The following is an 18914-nucleotide window of genomic DNA, read 5'->3' on the forward strand; positions in this document are numbered from 1 at the left end:
TATAGTCGCGACCATGGCGGCAGACGCACCGACGAATTCAGGTCTCCTCGTGAGCACGTCCGACGGAGCATTACGCGGTACGCGCGTGGGCAAACTCCGTGCTTGGCGTGGCATTCCTTACGCGCGTCCGCCGGTCGGAGCTTTGCGGTTGCAGGCTCCGCGACCAGTACGGCCGTGGCAGGGTGAGCGGAACGCGTCGGCATTCGGCGACGCGTCGGTCCAGAACAAGAAGGGCTTGGCGCTGGCTCCCGGGAAGTATCAGCCCAGCAGCGAAGACTGCCTCACGCTCAATGTTCTTGCCCCGGAGTACCCCAGCCGCGAACCCCTGCCGGTCATGGTGTTCATCCACGGGGGCGCCAACACCATCGGAACCTCTGCGACGGGCATCTATTCCGGTCGCTCACTCGTCACGCGCGGCAACATCGTGTACGTGTCGATCAATTACCGACTCGGTGCGTTAGGTTTCCTGGATTTCACCGAATTCTCCACTCCCCGTCATCATTTCGACGCCAACCTCGGGCTTCGTGATCAAGTGGCCGCGCTGCAATGGGTGCAGCGGAACATCGCGGCGTTCGGCGGCGACCCCGATCGAGTGACGGTCTTCGGCGAATCAGCAGGCGCCACTGCCGTCACCACTCTGCTGGCGACGCCGGCGGCCAAGGGACTGTTCACAGCCGCCATCGCCGAAAGCCCGGCTCCGGATCTGGTTGCCAACCAGGGACTCTCACGCGAATGGGGTAGGCGGTTCATCGACATTCTGGGCTCGGACGCCACCCCGGACGAGGCCCTGCGCCTGACTTCTGCTCGTGAATTAGGCCGTGCCGGAGCGCGGCTGGGAGCCGAAGCTCTTGCTGCCACACCAGGACTCCATCCGTTCGGGCCCAGCATCGACGGGGATTTCCTCCCCGTCGCACCGACGGAAGCATGCAGCCGCGGCCTGGCGCATCGGGTTCCGCTGATCATCGGTACGAACAAGCGGGAGGGCACGCTCTTCCCCAAGTTCCTCGACGGACTCCCGACCACTCCCGCGCGCATCGAGAGGATGTTCACGCTCACCGATCCCGCGGCCGGAAACCGAATCCTTGCAACGTATCCGGGATACCCGAGTACCGACACTGCCATCGACATCGGCGGCGACGTAACCTTCTGGCATCCGTCGGTAGAGTTGGCGCAAGCGCACGCGCAGTACGCACCCACGTACTCCTACCGCTTCGACTTTGCGCCACCACTGATGCGATGGGTCGGCCTCGACGCCACTCATGGACTCGAGATGTTCGCGGTATTCGGTATCGGCCAGAGCGCCGTCGGCCGTGGCCTCACACTTCCAGGTGGCCGACAAGGACTCCGCGCCGTCACAGATGCGATGCAAGGACATTGGCTGCACTTCGCGAAGCACGCATCACCGCGAAGTGACTGGCCGAGTTACGACGCTGCGCGTCGCACGATGATCTTCGACGCGACCCCTCGCGTGGAGACCGATCCACGGGCCGAGCAGCGACGGGCTTGGGCCGGCTATGCGGGCTACCGCAACTACACCCCACATCAGGTTTCCTCGTGACCGACGATCTCGAAGTAGCACTCGATTCGGGAAAGATCAGGGGCCGATACCTCGACACCCGCGCCGGACGGCTCCGCACGTGGCGAGGCATTCCCTACGCTGCTCCGCCGATCGGACCGGCGCGTTTTCTCGCTCCACAACCGGTTGCGCCGTGGTCAGGAATCCTGTCGGCTACCGAGTTCGGTTCGCCGGCACCACAACGCAAGAGCACCGACAACGAATCGTGTCTGTTCGTGAATGTGGTTGCTCCGAGATCGTCGTCTGCTGAACCCCTCCCGGTAATGGTGTTCATTCACGGCGGTGCCTACAACGGCGGAAACCCATCGGCACCGATGTACTGGGGAACGTCGTTGGTCGAACGCGGCGGCGTCATCTACGTCTCCGTCCAGTACCGCCTCGGCGCCCTCGGCTACCTCGATTTCAGCGAATTCTCCACTGCAGAACAGTCGTTCGACTCCAATATCGGGCTGCGTGATCAGATCGCCGCACTCGAGTGGGTCCAGCGAAACAGTGCAGCATTCGGCGGCGACCCCGCCAACGTCACCGTCTTCGGTGAATCTTCCGGTGCAAATGCCGTCACCACCTTGATGACAGCACCGTCTGCGCGAGGGTTGTTTGCGCGCGCTATCGCGCAAAGTCCGCCAGCGGCTTCGGCATACGGGAAGCAACGCGCCCACCGGTGGTCACGCGAGTTCCTCGACATTGCCGGAGCCCCGACCAAGACACCGGCGGCGTGGCTACGACATGCACCGGTGCGCCGACTGGTCGAGGTCGGCGACGAACTTGTGCGGCGCGGCGCCGACGAAGAACCTGGCGCCCGTGCCTTCGCCCCCGTTGTGGGCGACGACGTCCTCTCCGAACACCCGCTGGACGTCTTTGCCGCCGGCAAATCTCATCCCGTTCCACTGATGCTCGGCTCGAATCTTCACGAGGGCAGAATCTTTCCACGATTCCTCAACATTCTCCCCACCGATCCTGCCCGCATCGAGAAGATGTTTTCGCACGTATCGACCGACGTGAAGAACCGCGCACTCGCCGCCTATCCGACGTACCCGCACCGCTACGCCGCCGCAGATATCGGCGGCGACATCACATTCTGGGAACCGATGGTCCTGTGCGCACAAGGACATTGCGACGTGGCTCCCACGTACAGCTACCGCTACGATTTTGCGCCGCGCATCCTCACGCTTGTCGGGTTGGGCGCAACACACGCCACGGAACTCTTTGCCGTCTTCGGCCGATCGGACGCCCTCACCGGTGCGCTGACTGCGATCGGTGGGCGCCGGTCCCTGGCCGCAGTCACCGCAGCGATGCAAGAACATTGGATCAACTTCGCGAAAACCGGTAGCCCTGGCGCTGAGTGGCCCGTGTACACGGGCGCCCAGCGTCGAACCATGATCTTCGATCGCACGTGCCGAGTGGAGAGCGATCCCCTCGGCGACCGTCGAAGAGCCTGGATCGGGTACGAGCACCGACGCTGATGTCAGGCAAGATGAACACACCAAGATCGAAGGGGTTTCCATGTCCGAGCGTCCATGCACCATCGCCGTCACCGGCGCCACTGGCCACATCGGTGGTGAGGTCGCTCGCATCCTCACCGACGCCGGTGTGCCCCTGAGGCTGATTGCGCGTTCGGTGAGCCGACTCCCCCAGTTACCAGGAACGGAGACGGCGGAGGCCGCATATTCCGATCACGATCGCGCCGCCGCGGCTCTCACCGACATCAACATCTTGTTCATGGTCTCGGCCGCGGAGAGCGCCGACCGTGTAGATCAGCACCGCACCTTCATCGACGCTGCTGTCTCGGCGGGCGTGCGCCATATCGTCTACACCTCGTACCTAGGCGCAGCACCGGACGCCACCTTCACGTTGGCCCGCGATCATTGGGCCACCGAGCAGCATATCCATTCCGCTGGAATATCTTTCACCTTTCTTCGGGACAGCGCCTACCTCGACTTCCTTCCCGCGCTTGCCGGCGCCGACGGTGTCATCCGGGGTCCGGCGGGCAATGGTGCTGTCGGCGCAGTTGCTCGATCGGACATTGCCCGAGTCGCCGCGTCGGTGCTCACGAATCCCGATTCGCATGTCGGTCGAACGTACGACCTCACCGGTCGCGAGGCACTGACTCTGGCCGAAGTAGCCGCGATCATCACCGACGTCACCGGACGTGAGACCGTTTATCACGAAGAAACCATCGAGGAGGCCTACGCGTCTCGCGCGTCGTACAACGCACCCGACTGGGAAGTTGATGCCTGGGTGTCCACCTATACCGCCATCGCCAGCGGAGAACTCGCCGTCATCAGCACTGCGGTGGAGGACATCACGGGACGCCCGCCGTTGACGCTGCGCGAACTCCTCAGCACCAGCGAAACGGGTACCGACGCCTGATGCCACCCCGCAAGCGAACTGCAACAACTCGAAAACCAGCCACACGAAAGACGGCAACAACTCCGGACGTTCCCACCGCGGGTCCGGGTGAACGTGTCTGGCTTCTCGACGTCCCGTTCCGGACTGCGGCGCCGGGCGCGCAGTTTGTGAAGAAGTGGAAGAGCTATGCCTGGGTGGGCAGCCAACTTCCCACCGAACTTCTGTCGTTCAAAGCACTCCCCTTTTCCTACCAGCAGTGGGTAGAGGACGACATCAATGGCGACGCCGGGGAACGTCCGACTTCGGCACCTAAAATACCTAGGCCTGAACAGGTTTCGGGAGCCGCTGCTGTGGTCGACGCCGCCCGCGCCGGCCGACGCGGATTCTTGTTGGCCGACAACGCAGGTCTGGGCAAGACGCTCATTGCCATCATGGCAGCCAAGGCCATTGCCGAAGACCGCGGTGAATCCAGCATCCTTGTCCTCGTCGACCGACCAGCTCAGATCACCATCCCGCACTGGCGGTACTCCATCGCTTCCGTCGGCGACGGCGGATTCCGTTGGCTGATCATGTCTCCCGATCAACTGAAGAAGCTCATCGCCCGCAACGGACGCCCCAAGTACACATTCGGGGTCGTCATTGCCGACGAAGCTCAGCTGTACAGCAACGACACTCAACGCACTGCAGCGTTCGAGAAGGTTGCCCGCTTCCCTAACAGTCACGATCAATCCCCGTTTGTCCTGTCGGTGACCGCCACCCCTGGCCACACTCCCGCCGATCAGCGTTATCTCGCACCACTTTTCGCTCAGCTACACAACGAGCCTTCGGAGTACTGGTCGGACCTCGGTGCCAGGCTGCTCGAATCCGGTCTCCCTCTGGACAAGTCGTACGGCAAGTGGACGTGGAGCGCCGAGGCAAAGGAATCACCGACTCTCCAGGCGAGCGCTTTGGAGACGGTGCGCGGATGGTTGTCGAACAGTAAGCCGCCGTTGATGATTCACCGTCCCACTCCCTGGGGTCCGGTGCCACTCGACGGTATGCCTATCGACCTCACACCTGCACAACGCGCCGAATACGAGACGGAGTGGGCCGAGTACGCCTACGAAATGGGACTGGCCCGCAAAAGCCGCAACATTGCTCGCGGTCGCGCCCTGGTCCTCCGATACCGGCAGAAGGCGGGCATGATCCGCGCCGAATCCACCGCTCAGTGGGCTCAGGCTCAGGTCAAGGCCGGCAAGCAGGTTCTGATTGCCGTCGAATTCGTGTCCACTGCAGGCGATCCCCTGGTCGAGATGATCGAGGACGCGGGCATTTCCGTTGCCAAGATCTTCGGTGCTGTAACGGACAAGGAGCATCAACGCCTTCGCTTCCAACGCGGCGAAGCCCCCGTCGTTGTTTTCAACGTCACGACGTCCATCTCACTGCATGCCAACGAGGCATTGCCAGACGGTACTCATGCGTCGCCTCTTCCTCGTACCGGCATCTTCCATCAACCCCGCTACTCCGGTATCGCTGCCGAGCAGACTTTTGGTAGATCACACCGCGACTACCAAACGTGCCCGTGGCTCATCCCTTTTGGAGTCGGAACCAAGGAAGAGGATGTTGCAACAACCATGCTGCGTAATCTTCAATCGGTGACCGGCTTGAAGGGCGGAGATCAGTCAGGTCTGCGCAGTCTGGCCGAACTCCTCGGAGTTGAATGGCTCGAACCTGATGTCCTCACTGCTGAGCGCTAGACGTACTCGGTCACGCTGATATCCGCAACCATTGCTGTCCGGCCCATCTGAGGAGCACCATCGAGGTATGACCAAATATCTCATTTCTTTCCCGAGCAAAGCCCTGGTGCTCACCGAAGAGGAGTTCCCGATCGTATCGGCCGAATCCCGCGCCGTGATCGAGGAGGCGAAGGCTGCCGGCGTTTATGTCTTCGGCGGCGGGATCGACGAGGAAGTCGATCCTGTACTTGTGTCCGCCGACGGATCGGCGAGCACCGAGATCTATCCGGGCAGCGAACTCAATGGCGGGTTTACCGTTTTGGAGTTGCCGACGCGCGAGGACGCCGTCGAGTGGGCGCGGAAAATTGCGGTGGCCTGCCGTTGTTCGCAGGAGCTCCGCGAGTTCATGTACGACCCAGCCAGCTAGGCCTGGTTCAGTCTCGGCGGACGGGGCCTTGCCGGGTGGTGGAACGTCGGCGGTGTTGTTTCGGGTCGATCGCTGCTGGTGGAATGAACCAGGGTTTGTGATCGGAACCCATTTTGATTTCCCAGATTCCGCGGAACCCGCTGGTGCTGTGGATCAACGTGTGGTGGCTGCGGCAGAGCAACACGAGGTTGTCCATCACCGTCACACCGCCCGTTGACCACGGTTTTATATGGTGCGCGTCGCACCACGCCGGAACGGCATCACAGTTCGGGAAGTCGCAGCCTTTGTCCCGGGCGATCAACGCGATGCGTTGTTCGGCTGTGACGAGACGCTTGAGTGGGGTGGCATCGAGGGGTGCGCCGTTTCCGTCCATCAACACGGTCGAGAGCATGCAATCGCACGCGAGCATCCGGGTTTTGCTCACGCTGAGCGGACCCATCCAGGGCATGTAGCCGACGTCGAGATCGTCGAAATCGGATTCACCGCTGTCAGCTCGTGTGGTGGCGCATTCACGATGCTCGGCAAGGTCTTTCGCGGTGATGTGCACATTCACATGCGGACGCTGACCACCGTCAATGCCGGTGGCGGCGTTGTCCAGATACCGGCGGATCAACTCCGTGAAGGCGTCGGCGGTGCGTTTCGCTGCCGACCGCGCATCCGGGGTCCCGTCCGCGGCGGGTTTGGGCATCGACAGACCTGAAAGCGCCGATAGCAGCATTTCACCGGTCAACGCGTCGAAATCGCCCTTGATGACAACCCGACCGTTCAATGTCGGCGCGATGCGTAGCGCATTCAGATCGTTGTCCTCACCGGGCGGGTGCTCGTCGGATTCGAAAATCCGCTCCAAAACAGCGATCGCATACCGCACCTTCGTGGTGGTCGCTTCCACCCCGGACGCGGCGGCCAACAGCGTTTTCAGGCTTGGCGTCAACGCGATGTCCGGCATCCCTTTCGGTGGCGATTCACAGAACGCGGCGATCAACGCCGCATGATCGAGCGAAAGATCACCCGCCTCGAACTGCGCCGCAATATCGGGGAAGCCGCGGAGTGCGGTACCGAGGGCAGCGATCTTGTTGCCGGCCGCATTCTGCAGCATCGTATTCGCCGCCAACCACCGGCCCACACCGCGGTAGCAGAGCACCTGTTCATCGGGATTGAGTGCCAATTCGTCGACAGCGGCCACCCGAATCGCTTCCAACCGAAGAATTTCCGCAGATGCACTGACAGCCACATCCCGAACCTCGGCCGGACGCAACCGCCACAACCTGCCACGCACACCCACAGCAGAACCGGCTACAACATCCCCCACCGCAATAGAATCAAAAACCGTCATCAAGGCCTCCCCACCCGTGACCCCAATTATACTCGAACATCCATTCGAGTCAACATCTATTTAGGATTTGATATTCGGAATTCTCTTGCAGAAGAACGCTTTTCCTTGTGCACCGTTCCGGTAGCGCCAAATATCGGCGAAGTGTCAGAACATCGCGGACACTTTCATGTGTCAGGACATCCCGGACGGTTTCGCGATGTCCATGATCGGCGGATGCGGTTCACCGAGGCCTGAGTGGAGGCGTTGACACCGCGCCCCACAGCCGCCAATTTCTCAACTCGCGAATATCATAAGGCGTCCGCGATGTCCTGACACATCACACAACCACGGACGGCCGACAAAGACGCACAGTGCTACTCACGCCACTCACGCCGGAACAGCCGACGGCGCGGAGGCAACACTCTCCAAACGCCGGTCGACGATCCACACCACTACCGTGGCGACGGAGAATGCCAGGCCCGCGACACACACGCCCGACCATCCGTACCCCTTCCAGACAACAGAGCCCACGGCCGAGCCCACGGCAGCACCGACAAAGTAGGTTGTCATGTAGACGGAATTGACGCGTGACCGAGCTTCCGGCATGAGTGCGTAGATGATGTTCTGGTTACTCACATGCACCCCTTGCAGCGCAAGATCGGCGAACAGGAAGGCAACGAGGAACCACACGAGATGCGTCCCACCGAAAGCAAAAGGCAACCAGCACAACAGAAGGACGGCCAGGGCGCCGCCGGTGGCCAGTTGGGTCTTGCCACGATCAGCCAGACGCCCGGCGACTGTGGCCATCGACGCTCCCGCCACGCCGAGTAGTCCAACCAGGCCGATCTGTGTGTCGTTGTAACCGAACTCACCGGCCAGCAGAAATGCCATCGTAGTGAAGACCGTACTGACGGCAGCGAAGGTGAGGCCGCCCATGGCTGCGCGAGTTCTCAACCGCGGCAGGGTTTTTGCCAGAGTCCCCAGCGAACGTAAGGTCGCGAGGTAGCTCACTTTCGGGCGTGGACCACCATCCGCGGGTAGTGAGCGCCACAGAGCAACAGCCATGACCACCATCAAGGCTGCCGCCACCTTGTACACAGTCGACCATCCGCCCAACCCGGAGAGCAGGCCTGCAACACTGCGTGCCAACAGAATTCCGATCAGGAGGCCACTCATGATCGTGCCCACCACCTGACCGGATCGCTGCGGTTCCGCGAGTGATGCGGCAAACGGAATGAGAACTTGCGCGGCAACCGAAAAGACTCCGGCAACTGCAATTCCCACGGCCAGGGTGGTGAAGTTCGGAGCAAAGCCGCTGACCGCTTGCCCGAGCGCCGCCAGAAGCATCAGGCCAACTGTCAGCTTGCGTCGGTCGACCATGTCACCTACGGGCACCAGGAGCACCAAACCGAGGGCGTACGACACCTGCGCGATGGTCACCGTCGTAGCCGCTGTCGACGCCGATACGTTCAAATGTTGCGCGATGGAATCGAGAAGCGGTTGGTTGAAGTAGTTGCCACCCGCACACAGGCCCGTTGCCGCGGCCATGAGCAGCACTATCGGTAATCCGAGCCGTGGACGTGTGTCGTGAGAAATCATCGTTCAAGCATGAACTGCTACCCCGCCCCAGTCCAATAGATAGATACGCATGATCAATCGTGAAAACAGATAGTTTGGTGGCATGGAACTCCGGCACATTCGCTACGCACTCGCCGTTGCCGAGGACAGGCATTTCAGTCAAGCCGCCCTTCGGCTCCACGTGTCACAGTCCGCGCTGAGCACTCAGATCCGGGATCTCGAACGCGAGCTCGGCGTCGAACTGTTTCAGCGGAACAGTCGCAATGTCGGGCTGACCGAGTCGGGCGAAGTGTTCGTCTCCCGAGCCCGAGACGTACTAGGTGCCGTGTCGCGACTGGTCAGCGACGTTTCCGGAACGGACGGCGAGCAGGTTCGACTCACCGTCGGTGTCATTTCGTCAGCGGGTCGCGTCGATGTCGGCAAGGCGCTGGCAACGCTGACGCAGCGCCACCCCGGGCTCGATGTGACGGTGCGCCCCTACGGCAGCGAAGTGGTGATCGACGGTGTCCGATCGGGGGCTATCGACGTCGGGATTGTGGGGTTGGCGCCTGGTCGACTACCCAAGACGTTCTCGGCCGCGCCGCTGTGGAGCGAGTCGACCGCCGCGTTTGTTCCCGACGGTCATCGTTTCAGTGCATTGCCGTCCATCCGACTCGACGATCTCAGAGACGTTCCGCTCGTGGACTTCGCATCGGGCAGCGAGGCCCGCGTCCAAACGGATCGGGCGTTTGCCGAATCGCGGGTTCCGCGGGGACGCACGTACGAAGCAAATTCCGTCGACCTCATCTGTTCCCTGACAGCCAACGGCTTGGGCGTCGGTTTACTGCCGCAGTCGATGAGCGTCGAGCATCCCGAATTGGTCTGTGTGCCGATTGCCGATGCGCCGCACCGGGTGGTCCACGCCATTACCGAGCCGGCGCATTCATCGTCACTGGCCCGGGAGTTCGTCTCACTCCTCTCTGATCAGTTCACTACTTGAGTAGACGCGACATTCGCCTGTCTGCCAATGGTTTTCCACCCGTCTGACACGTTGCGCAGTATTGGAAGGATCGCTCGGCAAACGACACTTCGCGCACGACGTCGCCGCACACCGGGCAGGGCAATCCCGTTCGGGCGTGGACCCGCATTCCGGATCGCTTCTCACCCTTCAACCGCGCTGCATCCTGACCCACCGATCGCTCGACGGCATCGGCCAGCACAGCCCGCATGGCGTCGTACAGCGTCGCTATCTGTTCTGCAGTAAGACGAGACGACGTCGCGAACGGGGAAAGCCGTGCTGTGTGCAGGATTTCGTCGGAATAGGCATTTCCGACGCCGGCGAGGAGAGACTGGTCGACTATCGCATTCTTGATCCTGGCGGAGGTACCACCGAGAATCTCGGCAAATTCCGCTTCGGTGACGGCCATCGCGTCGGGTCCGAGACGAGCGATCCCCGGTACATCCGACGGGTCGGACACCACCCACACCGCCAGGCGTTTTTTCGTACCGGCTTCGGTGAGATCACAAGCGGGAGTGGAGCCTTCCGGCGTGAAGAAATGGACTCGAAGTGCCAACGGCCCCTTGCCGGGTTTCAGTGGTGCCGATGACGGGTTGTCCTGCCACCGCATCCACCCCGCGCGCGAAAGGTGAGTGATGAGCCATAACCCGTCGCAGTCCAGTGCAAGATGTTTACCGAATCTGGCCGCGCCGGTCACGTCGCGCCCCTGCAATGCCGTGATCGGCGGATCGAAGGTCTTGAGCACGCTCAGCGCTGCAATGTCGATGCGGCCGACCACGCCACCCACCGCGTGTTCGCGGAGAAATCCCGCCAGCGCTTCTACCTCGGGCAGTTCGGGCATGGCATCACACTAGCGCCGAGCACCGACAAACTCACTGCACATTTCGCAGTACCACAACGGCGTGTTCCCGACGCGTTTTCGCCTCGTACATTGCCTGATCCGCACTTCGGAGGAGTTTTCCGTAGATGGCAATTGCACGATCCCGGGATTCGAACGGGCCGGTCGCTGCGACTATTCCGACGCTCAACTCGACAACAGGATGCTCGGGACCGGTGACGGATATGTTTCGCAGGGACTCTTCGAGACTGTCGATTTCGTGATCGTTGCACCGATCCACGAGAACGAACTCGTCACCGCCGATGCGAGCGATCAACGCCGACGGACCGGCGGACCGAGTCAGTCTCGCAGCAACCTTCTCGATCGCAACGTCACCGACGTCGTGCCCGTACTCGTCGTTGATCGACTTGAAGCGATTGATATCAATCGCTGCGACAACCAAATTGGTGGACGGCTCGAATGGCCGATGCAACATCAACCCGACCTCGTCGGCCAACCCTCGCCGGTTCAAGAGTCCGCTCAGCGGGTCGCGTCGCGCTTTCAAGGCGTCGGTTCCGAGAATCGAGAACACGAACTGACACGCAAACGGAATCGCGTAGATTGCGGCGCCGACCAGCAGCACCATAGCGATCAACGACGGAACGTCGGTGTACTTTTCGGTGTGGGCGATCCCCGCGACGACTCCGATAACCACGACGGACGCCCACAACAGATGCAGAGTCTGCATGCGCGCGTTATGGAAGAAGGCGATGTATCCGCCGATCACGGAGAACATCACACTGTGTGCCAATGCTGCGAGCGGATTCGAGTAGAGAACCAGCGCTGCGGCAATTCCAATTTCCGAATAGATTACGAAGACGTAGGACCAGGACCGCTCCAAGCTGACTCTGGTCGCGAGAATCGCCGCCATCAGGGCGGTCAGGACGATAATCACGAGGTTAGCGGTGCGCTCCCAGTGAGTAGTGGGACCCGCTGGGCTGAATCTCGTCAAGAACATCACGACGATGACCAGAAGCAGCGAGCTGACCACCAGTGTTCTCGATGCGCCGGTCAGCCCTTTGTCTGCAAGGTAACGCGTGAATGGCTCGAATTGATCCGGATGTCTATACCAGTCGACGAACAGAGGAACGATCCGATCCAACGCCGTAGAAGAAAACGGGCGTTCGGTAGCTTTGCCATCCGCACGTCTGCCCCCTACCGCTGCACTCACCCGGACAGGATAAGCCTGACGACCCTCAGCTATCCGACAATCATCACAATTGTGTGTGAGTGACGACTACTCGGTCGCCTCCAGATGCTTTGGCCTCGTACATCGCAGCATCAGCGAGGCGAAACAATCCCGCAAGTTCCACTTCCGAAACATAGCCGGACAACACTGACGACGGCATCGCCATTCCGATGCTCGTCGTCACCACCGGATCATTGTCGAGAAGCCGCATGTTTCGGCGCAGATTCTCCGCGAGTGCTGGTCCAGCGCGCTTGCCGATCATGTCGACCAATACGAATTCGTCCCCACCGAATCGTGCGGACAGGGCGTGACTGGTTCCGCATCGGCGCAGTCGCACAGCAAACTCGCGCAGCACCAGATCGCCCTGCTCGTGGCCGTACGAGTCGTTGACAGTCTTGAATTTGTCCACATCGACGATCACGACGACGCAAGACAAGTCATGAGAGTTTCTCCCGCCGACTCCGAATTCGTCGATTGCCCGCTGTAGTCCGCGTCGATTCAGCAAACCGGTCAGCGGATCCACATCCGAACTCTCGGCGTCCGAACCCAGTATCGACAGCACGAACTGGCTCGCGAATGGAATGACCACGATGCCCGTCGCGACGACCAACGACAACGCAATCGCCAACGCCGGATCCTCGGAGACAGCCACCTGACGAGCGATGAGCACCAGAACCACGCTGGCCAGAATCATGTGCGCGGTCTGCAGTCGAGCATTGTGAAAGTACGCGATATACCCGCCTATCAGCGCAAAGACAATGCACTGGATCAAACCGATAAACGGGTCGCGGTTCAGAAATACGCCGATCACCACGCCGAGTTCTGCGTAGACGACAAACAGATACGACCATTTGCGGGTCAGCGTCGGCAGAAGGCTGAACAGCACGATCATGCCGACAGTCACGGCGATGATCACCCCGTTGACGACACTCGTGACGTGGTTGTGGACACCCGCGTCACTGAATCGCAGCAACGACATGGCAACGACTACCGACGCCAACGAGTTGATCACGATCAATCGCACCGACAACTCGAGGCCCTTGGACGCGAGGTACCTGGTGAAGCTGTCGAACTGATCCGGCCTCCGAAACCACTGCACCAGAAGGGCGATCGCCGATCGCAGCGCAGACTGCTCTCGCTCACGCGGCGCCGGCAGGATTTCCTGCGACCGATCCGCCCCGAACGATGTCATGGGCCGATCATAAGGTGCCGATCATCAGCCACTTTCACTTCAGCAAGGTTAGACGCGGGTACAAGTCAGCGGCGCACGAGATACGTATCCATGATCCAGCCGTGTGTCTGACGCAATTCCGCTCGCACACGCACGATGTCGTCTTCGACGTCACGCAGGTTCCCGGAGATCAGCACCTCGTCCGGTGTGCCCAGGTATGCGCCCCACCAGATGTGCACGTCATCCCCCGCAACCTCGGTGAACGTGCAGTTTGCGTCGAGCATCACGACGGCGTTGTCGACGCCGTCCGGCAATCCTTCCGCGAGCTTGCGCCCCGTCGTGATGTGAATCGATTCGCCGATGCGGTTGAGCACAATGCGGTGCTGCGCGGCCAACGACTGCACGCTCGTGATGCCGGGAATCACCGAGTAGTCGAATACGACATTGCCGCGCGCCAGTACTCGTTCGACGATGCGCAGGGTGCTGTCGTAGAGAGACGGGTCACCCCACACCAGAATCGCGCCGACGCCCGTCTCGGCCGCAAACTTCTCCTCGAAGATCGACGCCCGACGGTCATGCCAGTCGTCGACAACACCTTCGTAGTCGGAGGGTGTCCGATCTCTCGGTGGATCGGTGATCTCGACGATGCGGTATTCACCGGTGACATGTTCGTCGAGAATCCCGGTTCGAAGGTCGACTAGATCCTGCTTCTCACTCCCCTTGCCGATCACAAAGAACGTATCCGCCCTGTTCATGGCCTTGACAGCTTGGATCGTCACCTGGTCGGGGTCACCGGCGCCGACGCCGATCACGAGGAGTTCACGCATTGAACGAGGCTATCGTGCGTGCCCTAGACTGTGTTCCGTGACTGTCTCCACCGCATATGAAGACCTGTTGAAGCTCGTGATGGAGACCGGCACCCCCAAAGCCGATCGCACCGGCACCGGCACCCGCAGCGTCTTCGGTCATCAGATGCGCTTCGATCTCGCCGACGGTTTCCCCCTGGTCACCACCAAGAAGGTGCACCTCAAGTCGATTGTCAACGAACTGTTGTGGTTCTTGCGCGGCGACTCCAACGTGGCGTGGCTGCATGAGCACGGCGTCTCGATCTGGGACGAATGGGCCGACGAGAACGGTGAACTGGGGCCCGTCTACGGCGTCCAGTGGCGCAGTTGGCCCACCCCGTCCGGTGAGCACATCGACCAGATCGCACAAACCGTCGAGACGTTGCGATCCAACCCCGATTCGCGTCGGATCATCGTCTCCGCGTGGAACGTCGCCGATATTCCGCAGATGGCTCTCGCGCCGTGCCACGCGTTTTTCCAGTTCTACGTCGCGGACGGCAAGCTCTCGTGCCAGTTGTATCAGCGCAGTGCCGACATGTTCCTGGGCGTACCTTTCAACATCGCCAGCTACGCCCTGATCACCCACATGATGGCGCAGCAGGCCGGTCTCGACGTCGGTGAGTTCATCTGGACCGGCGGCGACTGCCATATCTACGACAATCATGTCGATCAGGTCACGGAACAACTCAGCCGGACCCCGCTCGACCTTCCGGTTCTGAAACTGAACAAGCGCGATTCCATCTTCGACTACACCTTCGAGGATGTCGAAATAGTCGGATACCAGCACCATCCTGCTATCAAGGCTCCGGTCGCGGTCTGATCATGAATGACCGCGCAGTCACCCTCATCTGGGCTCAGGCGAACACCGGTGTCATCGGTGCCGACAACACGATTCCGTGGCGGCTGCCCGAGGACATGGCCTATTTCAAGCGAGTCACGATGGGGCACCCGGTGATCATGGGCCGGTTGACCTGGGATTCCATTCCTCCCAAGTTCCGGCCGTTCAGTGGGCGCCGCAATATTGTCGTCACCCGCGATACGGAGTGGGCAGCGGACGGAGCAGAAGCCGCACACAGTCTCGACGACGCGTTGGCCTTGTCCGACGGTGACTTATTTGTTGTCGGCGGAGGGCAAATATATTCGGCTGCACTGCCATTCGCGACCCGCCTACTGGTGACCGAGATCGATCTCGATATCGCCGGCGACGCGTGCGCACCCGAGATCGGCCCCGAATGGGCCAGAAAATCCGACGAGCCGTGGCTGACGTCGGAGAAGAACGGCTTGCGCTTCCGCTGGCTCGAGTACACGCGCTGACCACTTCCTCCATTTGTCGCCGCCGCAGGAGACGCGTGGGTCATACTCGAGAAACCGAGATGATCGCGCTACCCGAGAGGTCTTCGATGGACAAGAAGTCGCTGACAGCCCTCGCCCGTCAACAACTGAAACTGGCTGCGTCGGCCACCAGCGGCCGTAGTTCACAAACCGTCTACGGTGGCCACCAACGCAGCCTGCGACAGACCGTTATCGCGCTGAGCGCCGGCAAGAGCCTCGCCGAACACGACAGTCCCGGCGAAGCAACGTTGTTGGTTCTCAGCGGGAAACTCAATCTAGTGTGCGGCACCGACGAATGGAAGGGATCGACTGGCGATTTCCTCACCATTCCGGCACACCGTCACAGTGTCGAAGCGCTCGAAGACGTTGCTTTTCTGCTGACAGTGGCTATGAAGGGTTGACGGACGGTTGATCCCGCCACGCCGCGGATATTCATGCCGTTCCCGGTAGCGTGTTCCCCGTGAACGAAACGGTAATCGAAGTGTCCATTGCCGCAGCGCCGGCCGTGCTGTGGCCCGCGTTGCGCGATCCTTCGCTGATTCGCCGTTGGTTCGGGTGGGAGTACGACGGACTCGACGACGAAATCACCCAGATCTACGGCACCGCAGTCGCAGATCCCGACGCGCACACCCTCGCACTGGGCAACGGCGATCGCTTCTCCCTGATCGATCAGGGCGGCAGAACCGTTGTCCGCATGACACGCCCACCGCACGTACCCGAGGACGAATGGTACGAGGATGTCACCGAGGGGTGGACCACTTTTCTGCACTTCTTGAAGTTCGGCGTCGAACATCACGGATTAGCCGAGCGCAGAACAATTTTCCTCGACGGACCACTGCTTCCGGGTGAATCCGCGGCCTCGATCCTCGGACTCGAGTCCGTTCCCGAGGAAGCCGGTGGTCGTTACACCGCCACCCTTGCTCCCGGCGACTATGCCGAAGGCGTTGTCGACTATGTCAGCGCGCTTCAAACAGGAGTGACAATCGAAGACCTTGGTCCCGGATTATTGGTCGTCGCGACAAAGCCAGCGGTCCCGCACCGCGCCCAGCAGGAAGTCCAGATCATTCTGGCCACTTACGATCTCAGTGCGGATGAGTTCGACGAGATCGAACATCACTGGAAGCAGTGGTGGGACGGCCGATCTCGCGAGGAATGACCGCCCCCGGAGCGATATGCTTCGAGAATGATCGACTCTTCGGGCAACCCGACACGCAATTTCGCCGAAGTACTCGAGCGTCTGGCCAACTCCAAGGCTGACATCCCGACCCTCCACCGACTTCTCGAAGCGGTGCTTGTTGTCGGTTCGGGGCTCGATCTCGATCTCACGTTGCAGCGCATCATCACCGCCGCGACCACTGTATTGGATTGCAACTACGGGGCATTGGGCGTGCGGGCACCCGGCGGGGGGCTGGCCGAATTCGTGTACGACGGCATCGACGAGCCGCTACGCCAGACGATGGGACACTTTCCGGAAGGCCACGGCGTGCTCGGCGTTCTGATGAACGATCCCAAGACTCTGCGGGTTCCACATCTGGGCGCACATCCCGCGTCGGTCGGGTTTCCTGCCAATCATCCCCCGATGGACAGCTTCCTGGGTGCGCCGATCATGATGCGCGGTGAGGTATTCGGCAGCATCTATCTCACCGAGAAACGTGGTGCGGCCGAGTTCACCGAGGAAGACGAGGTCATCCTCGAAGCACTTGCCATTGCCGCCGGTATAGCGGCCGAGAATGTCAGGTTGTTCGAGCAGTCTCGGACCCGCGAAAGATGGCTCACCGCAATGTCTGCCATCCGCTCACGACTGCTGGCAGGCGATTCGCTCGACGACAGTCTGCAACTACTCGCCACTCGTGTGCGCGAGTTGACCGGCATCGACGACGTCATCGTGCTGATCTGCGAGAACGGCTACGCGCAGGTACACACCGCGGTCAGCGCCCGGCCGACTTCGCGTGGCGTTCGCGTCCCTGCGAGCCTCTATCCGTTCGACGTCATTCGGCAAACTCGACGGTTGCACGTCTTCACCGAATTGGGTTCGTTGCTCGACTTGGTCCCCACAGCAGGTAGCGCAGTGCTGGCCCCGATGACAGTCGCTTCCGGTGTTGTGGGAGCACTCCTCCTGACCTCGAATTCCGCCAGTACCCACTGGGATTCGGACGAGCTCACTCGAATCGAGTCGATGGCCGAATTAGGCTCTGTCGCTATCGAATTCGACGAGAAGCAACGTGGGCAGCGCCTCCTGTCCGTCCTGGCAGATCGTGACCGCATTGCCCGCGACCTGCACGACAACGTCATTCAGCGTCTCTTTGCCAGCGGTATGAGCCTGCAGAGCACCTTGCCCGATTCCGATCTTCCCGACTCCGCGCGCGCCATCGTCACCCGATCACTGGAGCAGTTGGACCAAACCGTCCGCGAAATCCGCACCACCATCTTCGACCTTCAGACACCTGCCACCGCGGATTCGACCAGCCTGCGCCGACGGCTCCTCGACGTAATCGGTGACGCCACAGCACAATCAGCAGTCACCCCGAGCGTTCAGTTCTCCGGAGCGATCGACACGCTCGTGAAAGCAGGAATCCACCCCCATGCTGAAGCGGTGCTTCGTGAGGGCTTGAGCAACGTTCTGCGGCATGCCCAAGCAGACACGATCACCATCTCCGTGACCGCGGACCTCGAATTTGCCATCACCATCGACGACGACGGCAAAGGCATCCCCGTCGGCGTCCACAAGAGTGGCTTGCACAATCTCGAACGCCGCGCCGAACATTGTGGTGGCACGTTCACGATCGGCAACCGCAGTCCACACGGCACCCGCCTGGTGTGGCGGGTACCGCTGAGACGACGGAAGCCCTGAACTACTTGTTACGCAACTCGGTTGCCAACACGGCAGCCTGAGTTCTGCGCTGCATACCCAACTTCGAGAGCAAACGCGTCACGTAGTTCTTGACCGTCTTCTCCGCCAGAAACAGCCGCGCGCCGATCTCCCGGTTGGTCAGACCCTCACCGATGAGGTCGAATACCGCGCGTTCCTGGTCGGAGAGCTCCGCCAGGGGATCCGCGGTGCGTTCACTTCGGATGCGCGCCATCAACGCTTCGGTGGCGCGGCTGTCGAGCAATGATCCGCCCAAGCCGACTGTGCGTACCGCTGCAACAAGATCCGTGCCCAGAATCTGCTTCAGCACAAAGCCGGACGCGCCGGCCATGATGGCGTCGAGCAACGCTTCGTCGTCCGCATAGGACGTCAACATCAGGCACCGCAGGTTCGGCAGCATCGAGCGAAGATCGCGGCACAATTCAACGCCGTTGCCGTCGGCAAGTCGCACGTCCAGAACCGCGACATCGACATTGCTCTTGGGGATAACAGCCATCGCCTCCCCCACCGACGACGCTTCCCCGACCACCTCGAAATCCTCGACGCCACCGAGCAAATCGAACAGCCCGCGTCGGACGATCTCGTGATCGTCGACCAGGAACACGCGCGTAGTCATCTAAGCCTCTTTCAAGAATCTGTTGCCGATCGAATCAACTGTGGTGCTTGTTGGTGAATGT

The 18914-nt window shown here is 61.1% G+C and carries 18 protein-coding genes; 11 read left to right on the forward strand and 7 right to left on the reverse strand.

The window, feature by feature from the left end; all coding sequences use genetic code 11:
- The first annotated feature begins 13 nt into the window (after nucleotides 1-13).
- From ACFRFQ_RS24410 to ACFRFQ_RS24430, 5 genes are all read left to right on the forward strand, one after another.
- On the forward strand, nucleotides 14-1558 hold the full coding sequence (locus ACFRFQ_RS24410) for a carboxylesterase/lipase family protein (RefSeq protein WP_378663420.1): 1545 nt from the start codon (nucleotides 14-16) through the stop codon (nucleotides 1556-1558).
- Nucleotides 1555-3039: a carboxylesterase/lipase family protein gene (locus ACFRFQ_RS24415; RefSeq protein ID WP_378663422.1), complete on the forward strand. Its 1485-nt coding sequence runs from the start codon at nucleotides 1555-1557 to the stop codon at nucleotides 3037-3039. Before ACFRFQ_RS24410 ends, ACFRFQ_RS24415 begins: the two co-directional genes overlap by 4 nt.
- A 40-nt stretch (nucleotides 3040-3079) precedes the next feature.
- Nucleotides 3080-3946 carry an SDR family oxidoreductase gene (locus ACFRFQ_RS24420; RefSeq protein ID WP_378663424.1) on the forward strand — a complete coding sequence of 289 codons (867 nt, stop codon included), beginning with the start codon at nucleotides 3080-3082 and terminating at the stop codon, nucleotides 3944-3946.
- Entirely contained in the window at nucleotides 3946-5661 is a 1716-nt protein-coding gene (locus ACFRFQ_RS24425) for a DEAD/DEAH box helicase family protein (protein ID WP_378663427.1), read from the forward strand. Before ACFRFQ_RS24420 ends, ACFRFQ_RS24425 begins: the two co-directional genes overlap by 1 nt.
- A gap of 67 nt (nucleotides 5662-5728) precedes the next feature.
- The gene (locus tag ACFRFQ_RS24430; protein WP_378663429.1) at nucleotides 5729-6067 is read left to right on the forward strand and encodes a YciI family protein; all 339 of its coding nucleotides are present in this window, start codon (nucleotides 5729-5731) and stop codon (nucleotides 6065-6067) included.
- A gap of 7 nt (nucleotides 6068-6074) precedes the next feature.
- Here ACFRFQ_RS24430 and ACFRFQ_RS24435 read toward each other — a convergent pair whose 3' ends face one another.
- Together ACFRFQ_RS24435 and ACFRFQ_RS24440 are read right to left on the reverse strand one after the other, a co-directional pair.
- A complete protein-coding gene (locus ACFRFQ_RS24435) occupies nucleotides 6075-7400 on the reverse strand; it encodes a DUF222 domain-containing protein (protein ID WP_378663432.1) in 1326 nt (441 codons plus the stop codon).
- A gap of 366 nt (nucleotides 7401-7766) precedes the next feature.
- Nucleotides 7767-8978 (reverse strand): MFS transporter, encoded by a 1212-nt coding sequence (locus tag ACFRFQ_RS24440; RefSeq protein ID WP_378663435.1) that lies wholly within the window; start codon nucleotides 8976-8978, stop codon nucleotides 7767-7769.
- An 82-nt stretch (nucleotides 8979-9060) separates the two neighbouring features.
- Between ACFRFQ_RS24440 and ACFRFQ_RS24445 the strand changes: the two genes are divergently transcribed.
- Nucleotides 9061-9936, forward strand: coding sequence for a LysR family transcriptional regulator (locus ACFRFQ_RS24445; protein ID WP_378663438.1), 876 nt, complete (start codon nucleotides 9061-9063; stop codon nucleotides 9934-9936).
- Here ACFRFQ_RS24445 and ACFRFQ_RS24450 read toward each other — a convergent pair.
- The 4 genes from ACFRFQ_RS24450 to cobF form a co-directional block, all read right to left on the reverse strand.
- On the reverse strand, nucleotides 9929-10795 hold the full coding sequence (locus tag ACFRFQ_RS24450) for an Fpg/Nei family DNA glycosylase (RefSeq protein ID WP_378663440.1): 867 nt from the start codon (nucleotides 10793-10795) through the stop codon (nucleotides 9929-9931). The genes ACFRFQ_RS24445 and ACFRFQ_RS24450 overlap by 8 nt on opposite strands.
- A 31-nt stretch (nucleotides 10796-10826) precedes the next feature.
- Complete coding sequence (locus tag ACFRFQ_RS24455; RefSeq protein ID WP_378663443.1) at nucleotides 10827-12002, reverse strand: diguanylate cyclase domain-containing protein; 1176 nt, start codon at nucleotides 12000-12002, stop codon at nucleotides 10827-10829.
- 43 nt (nucleotides 12003-12045) lie between these two features.
- Nucleotides 12046-13212: a diguanylate cyclase gene (locus ACFRFQ_RS24460; RefSeq protein WP_378663447.1), complete on the reverse strand. Its 1167-nt coding sequence runs from the start codon at nucleotides 13210-13212 to the stop codon at nucleotides 12046-12048.
- A gap of 65 nt (nucleotides 13213-13277) precedes the next feature.
- Nucleotides 13278-14018, reverse strand: a complete 741-nt coding sequence (gene cobF, locus ACFRFQ_RS24465) for a precorrin-6A synthase (deacetylating) (protein ID WP_378663450.1) — start codon at nucleotides 14016-14018, stop codon at nucleotides 13278-13280.
- 37 nt (nucleotides 14019-14055) lie between these two features.
- On the opposite strand from cobF, the gene ACFRFQ_RS24470 reads away from it, so the two are divergent.
- The 5 genes from ACFRFQ_RS24470 (at nucleotide 14056) to ACFRFQ_RS24490 (ending at nucleotide 18219) form a co-directional block, all read left to right on the forward strand.
- On the forward strand, nucleotides 14056-14856 hold the full coding sequence (locus tag ACFRFQ_RS24470) for a thymidylate synthase (protein ID WP_378663452.1): 801 nt from the start codon (nucleotides 14056-14058) through the stop codon (nucleotides 14854-14856).
- A gap of 2 nt (nucleotides 14857-14858) precedes the next feature.
- Nucleotides 14859-15350 carry a dihydrofolate reductase gene (locus ACFRFQ_RS24475; RefSeq protein ID WP_378663455.1) on the forward strand — a complete coding sequence of 164 codons (492 nt, stop codon included), beginning with the start codon at nucleotides 14859-14861 and terminating at the stop codon, nucleotides 15348-15350.
- An 86-nt stretch (nucleotides 15351-15436) separates the two neighbouring features.
- Nucleotides 15437-15769 carry a cupin domain-containing protein gene (locus tag ACFRFQ_RS24480; RefSeq protein WP_378664155.1) on the forward strand — a complete coding sequence of 111 codons (333 nt, stop codon included), beginning with the start codon at nucleotides 15437-15439 and terminating at the stop codon, nucleotides 15767-15769.
- 59 nt (nucleotides 15770-15828) lie between these two features.
- Nucleotides 15829-16524 (forward strand): SRPBCC domain-containing protein, encoded by a 696-nt coding sequence (locus ACFRFQ_RS24485; RefSeq protein ID WP_378663458.1) that lies wholly within the window; start codon nucleotides 15829-15831, stop codon nucleotides 16522-16524.
- A 27-nt stretch (nucleotides 16525-16551) separates the two neighbouring features.
- Nucleotides 16552-18219: a GAF domain-containing protein gene (locus ACFRFQ_RS24490; RefSeq protein ID WP_378663460.1), complete on the forward strand. Its 1668-nt coding sequence runs from the start codon at nucleotides 16552-16554 to the stop codon at nucleotides 18217-18219.
- Nucleotide 18220: 1 nt separating this feature from the next.
- Here the strand turns inward: ACFRFQ_RS24490 and ACFRFQ_RS24495 are convergent, their stop codons facing one another.
- A complete protein-coding gene (locus tag ACFRFQ_RS24495; protein ID WP_033234187.1) occupies nucleotides 18221-18853 on the reverse strand; it encodes a response regulator transcription factor in 633 nt (210 codons plus the stop codon).
- Nucleotides 18854-18914: the final 61 nt, after the last annotated feature.

Source organism: Rhodococcus sp. NPDC056743 (assembly GCF_042790355.1).
Lineage (GTDB): Bacteria > Actinomycetota > Actinomycetes > Mycobacteriales > Mycobacteriaceae > Rhodococcus_F.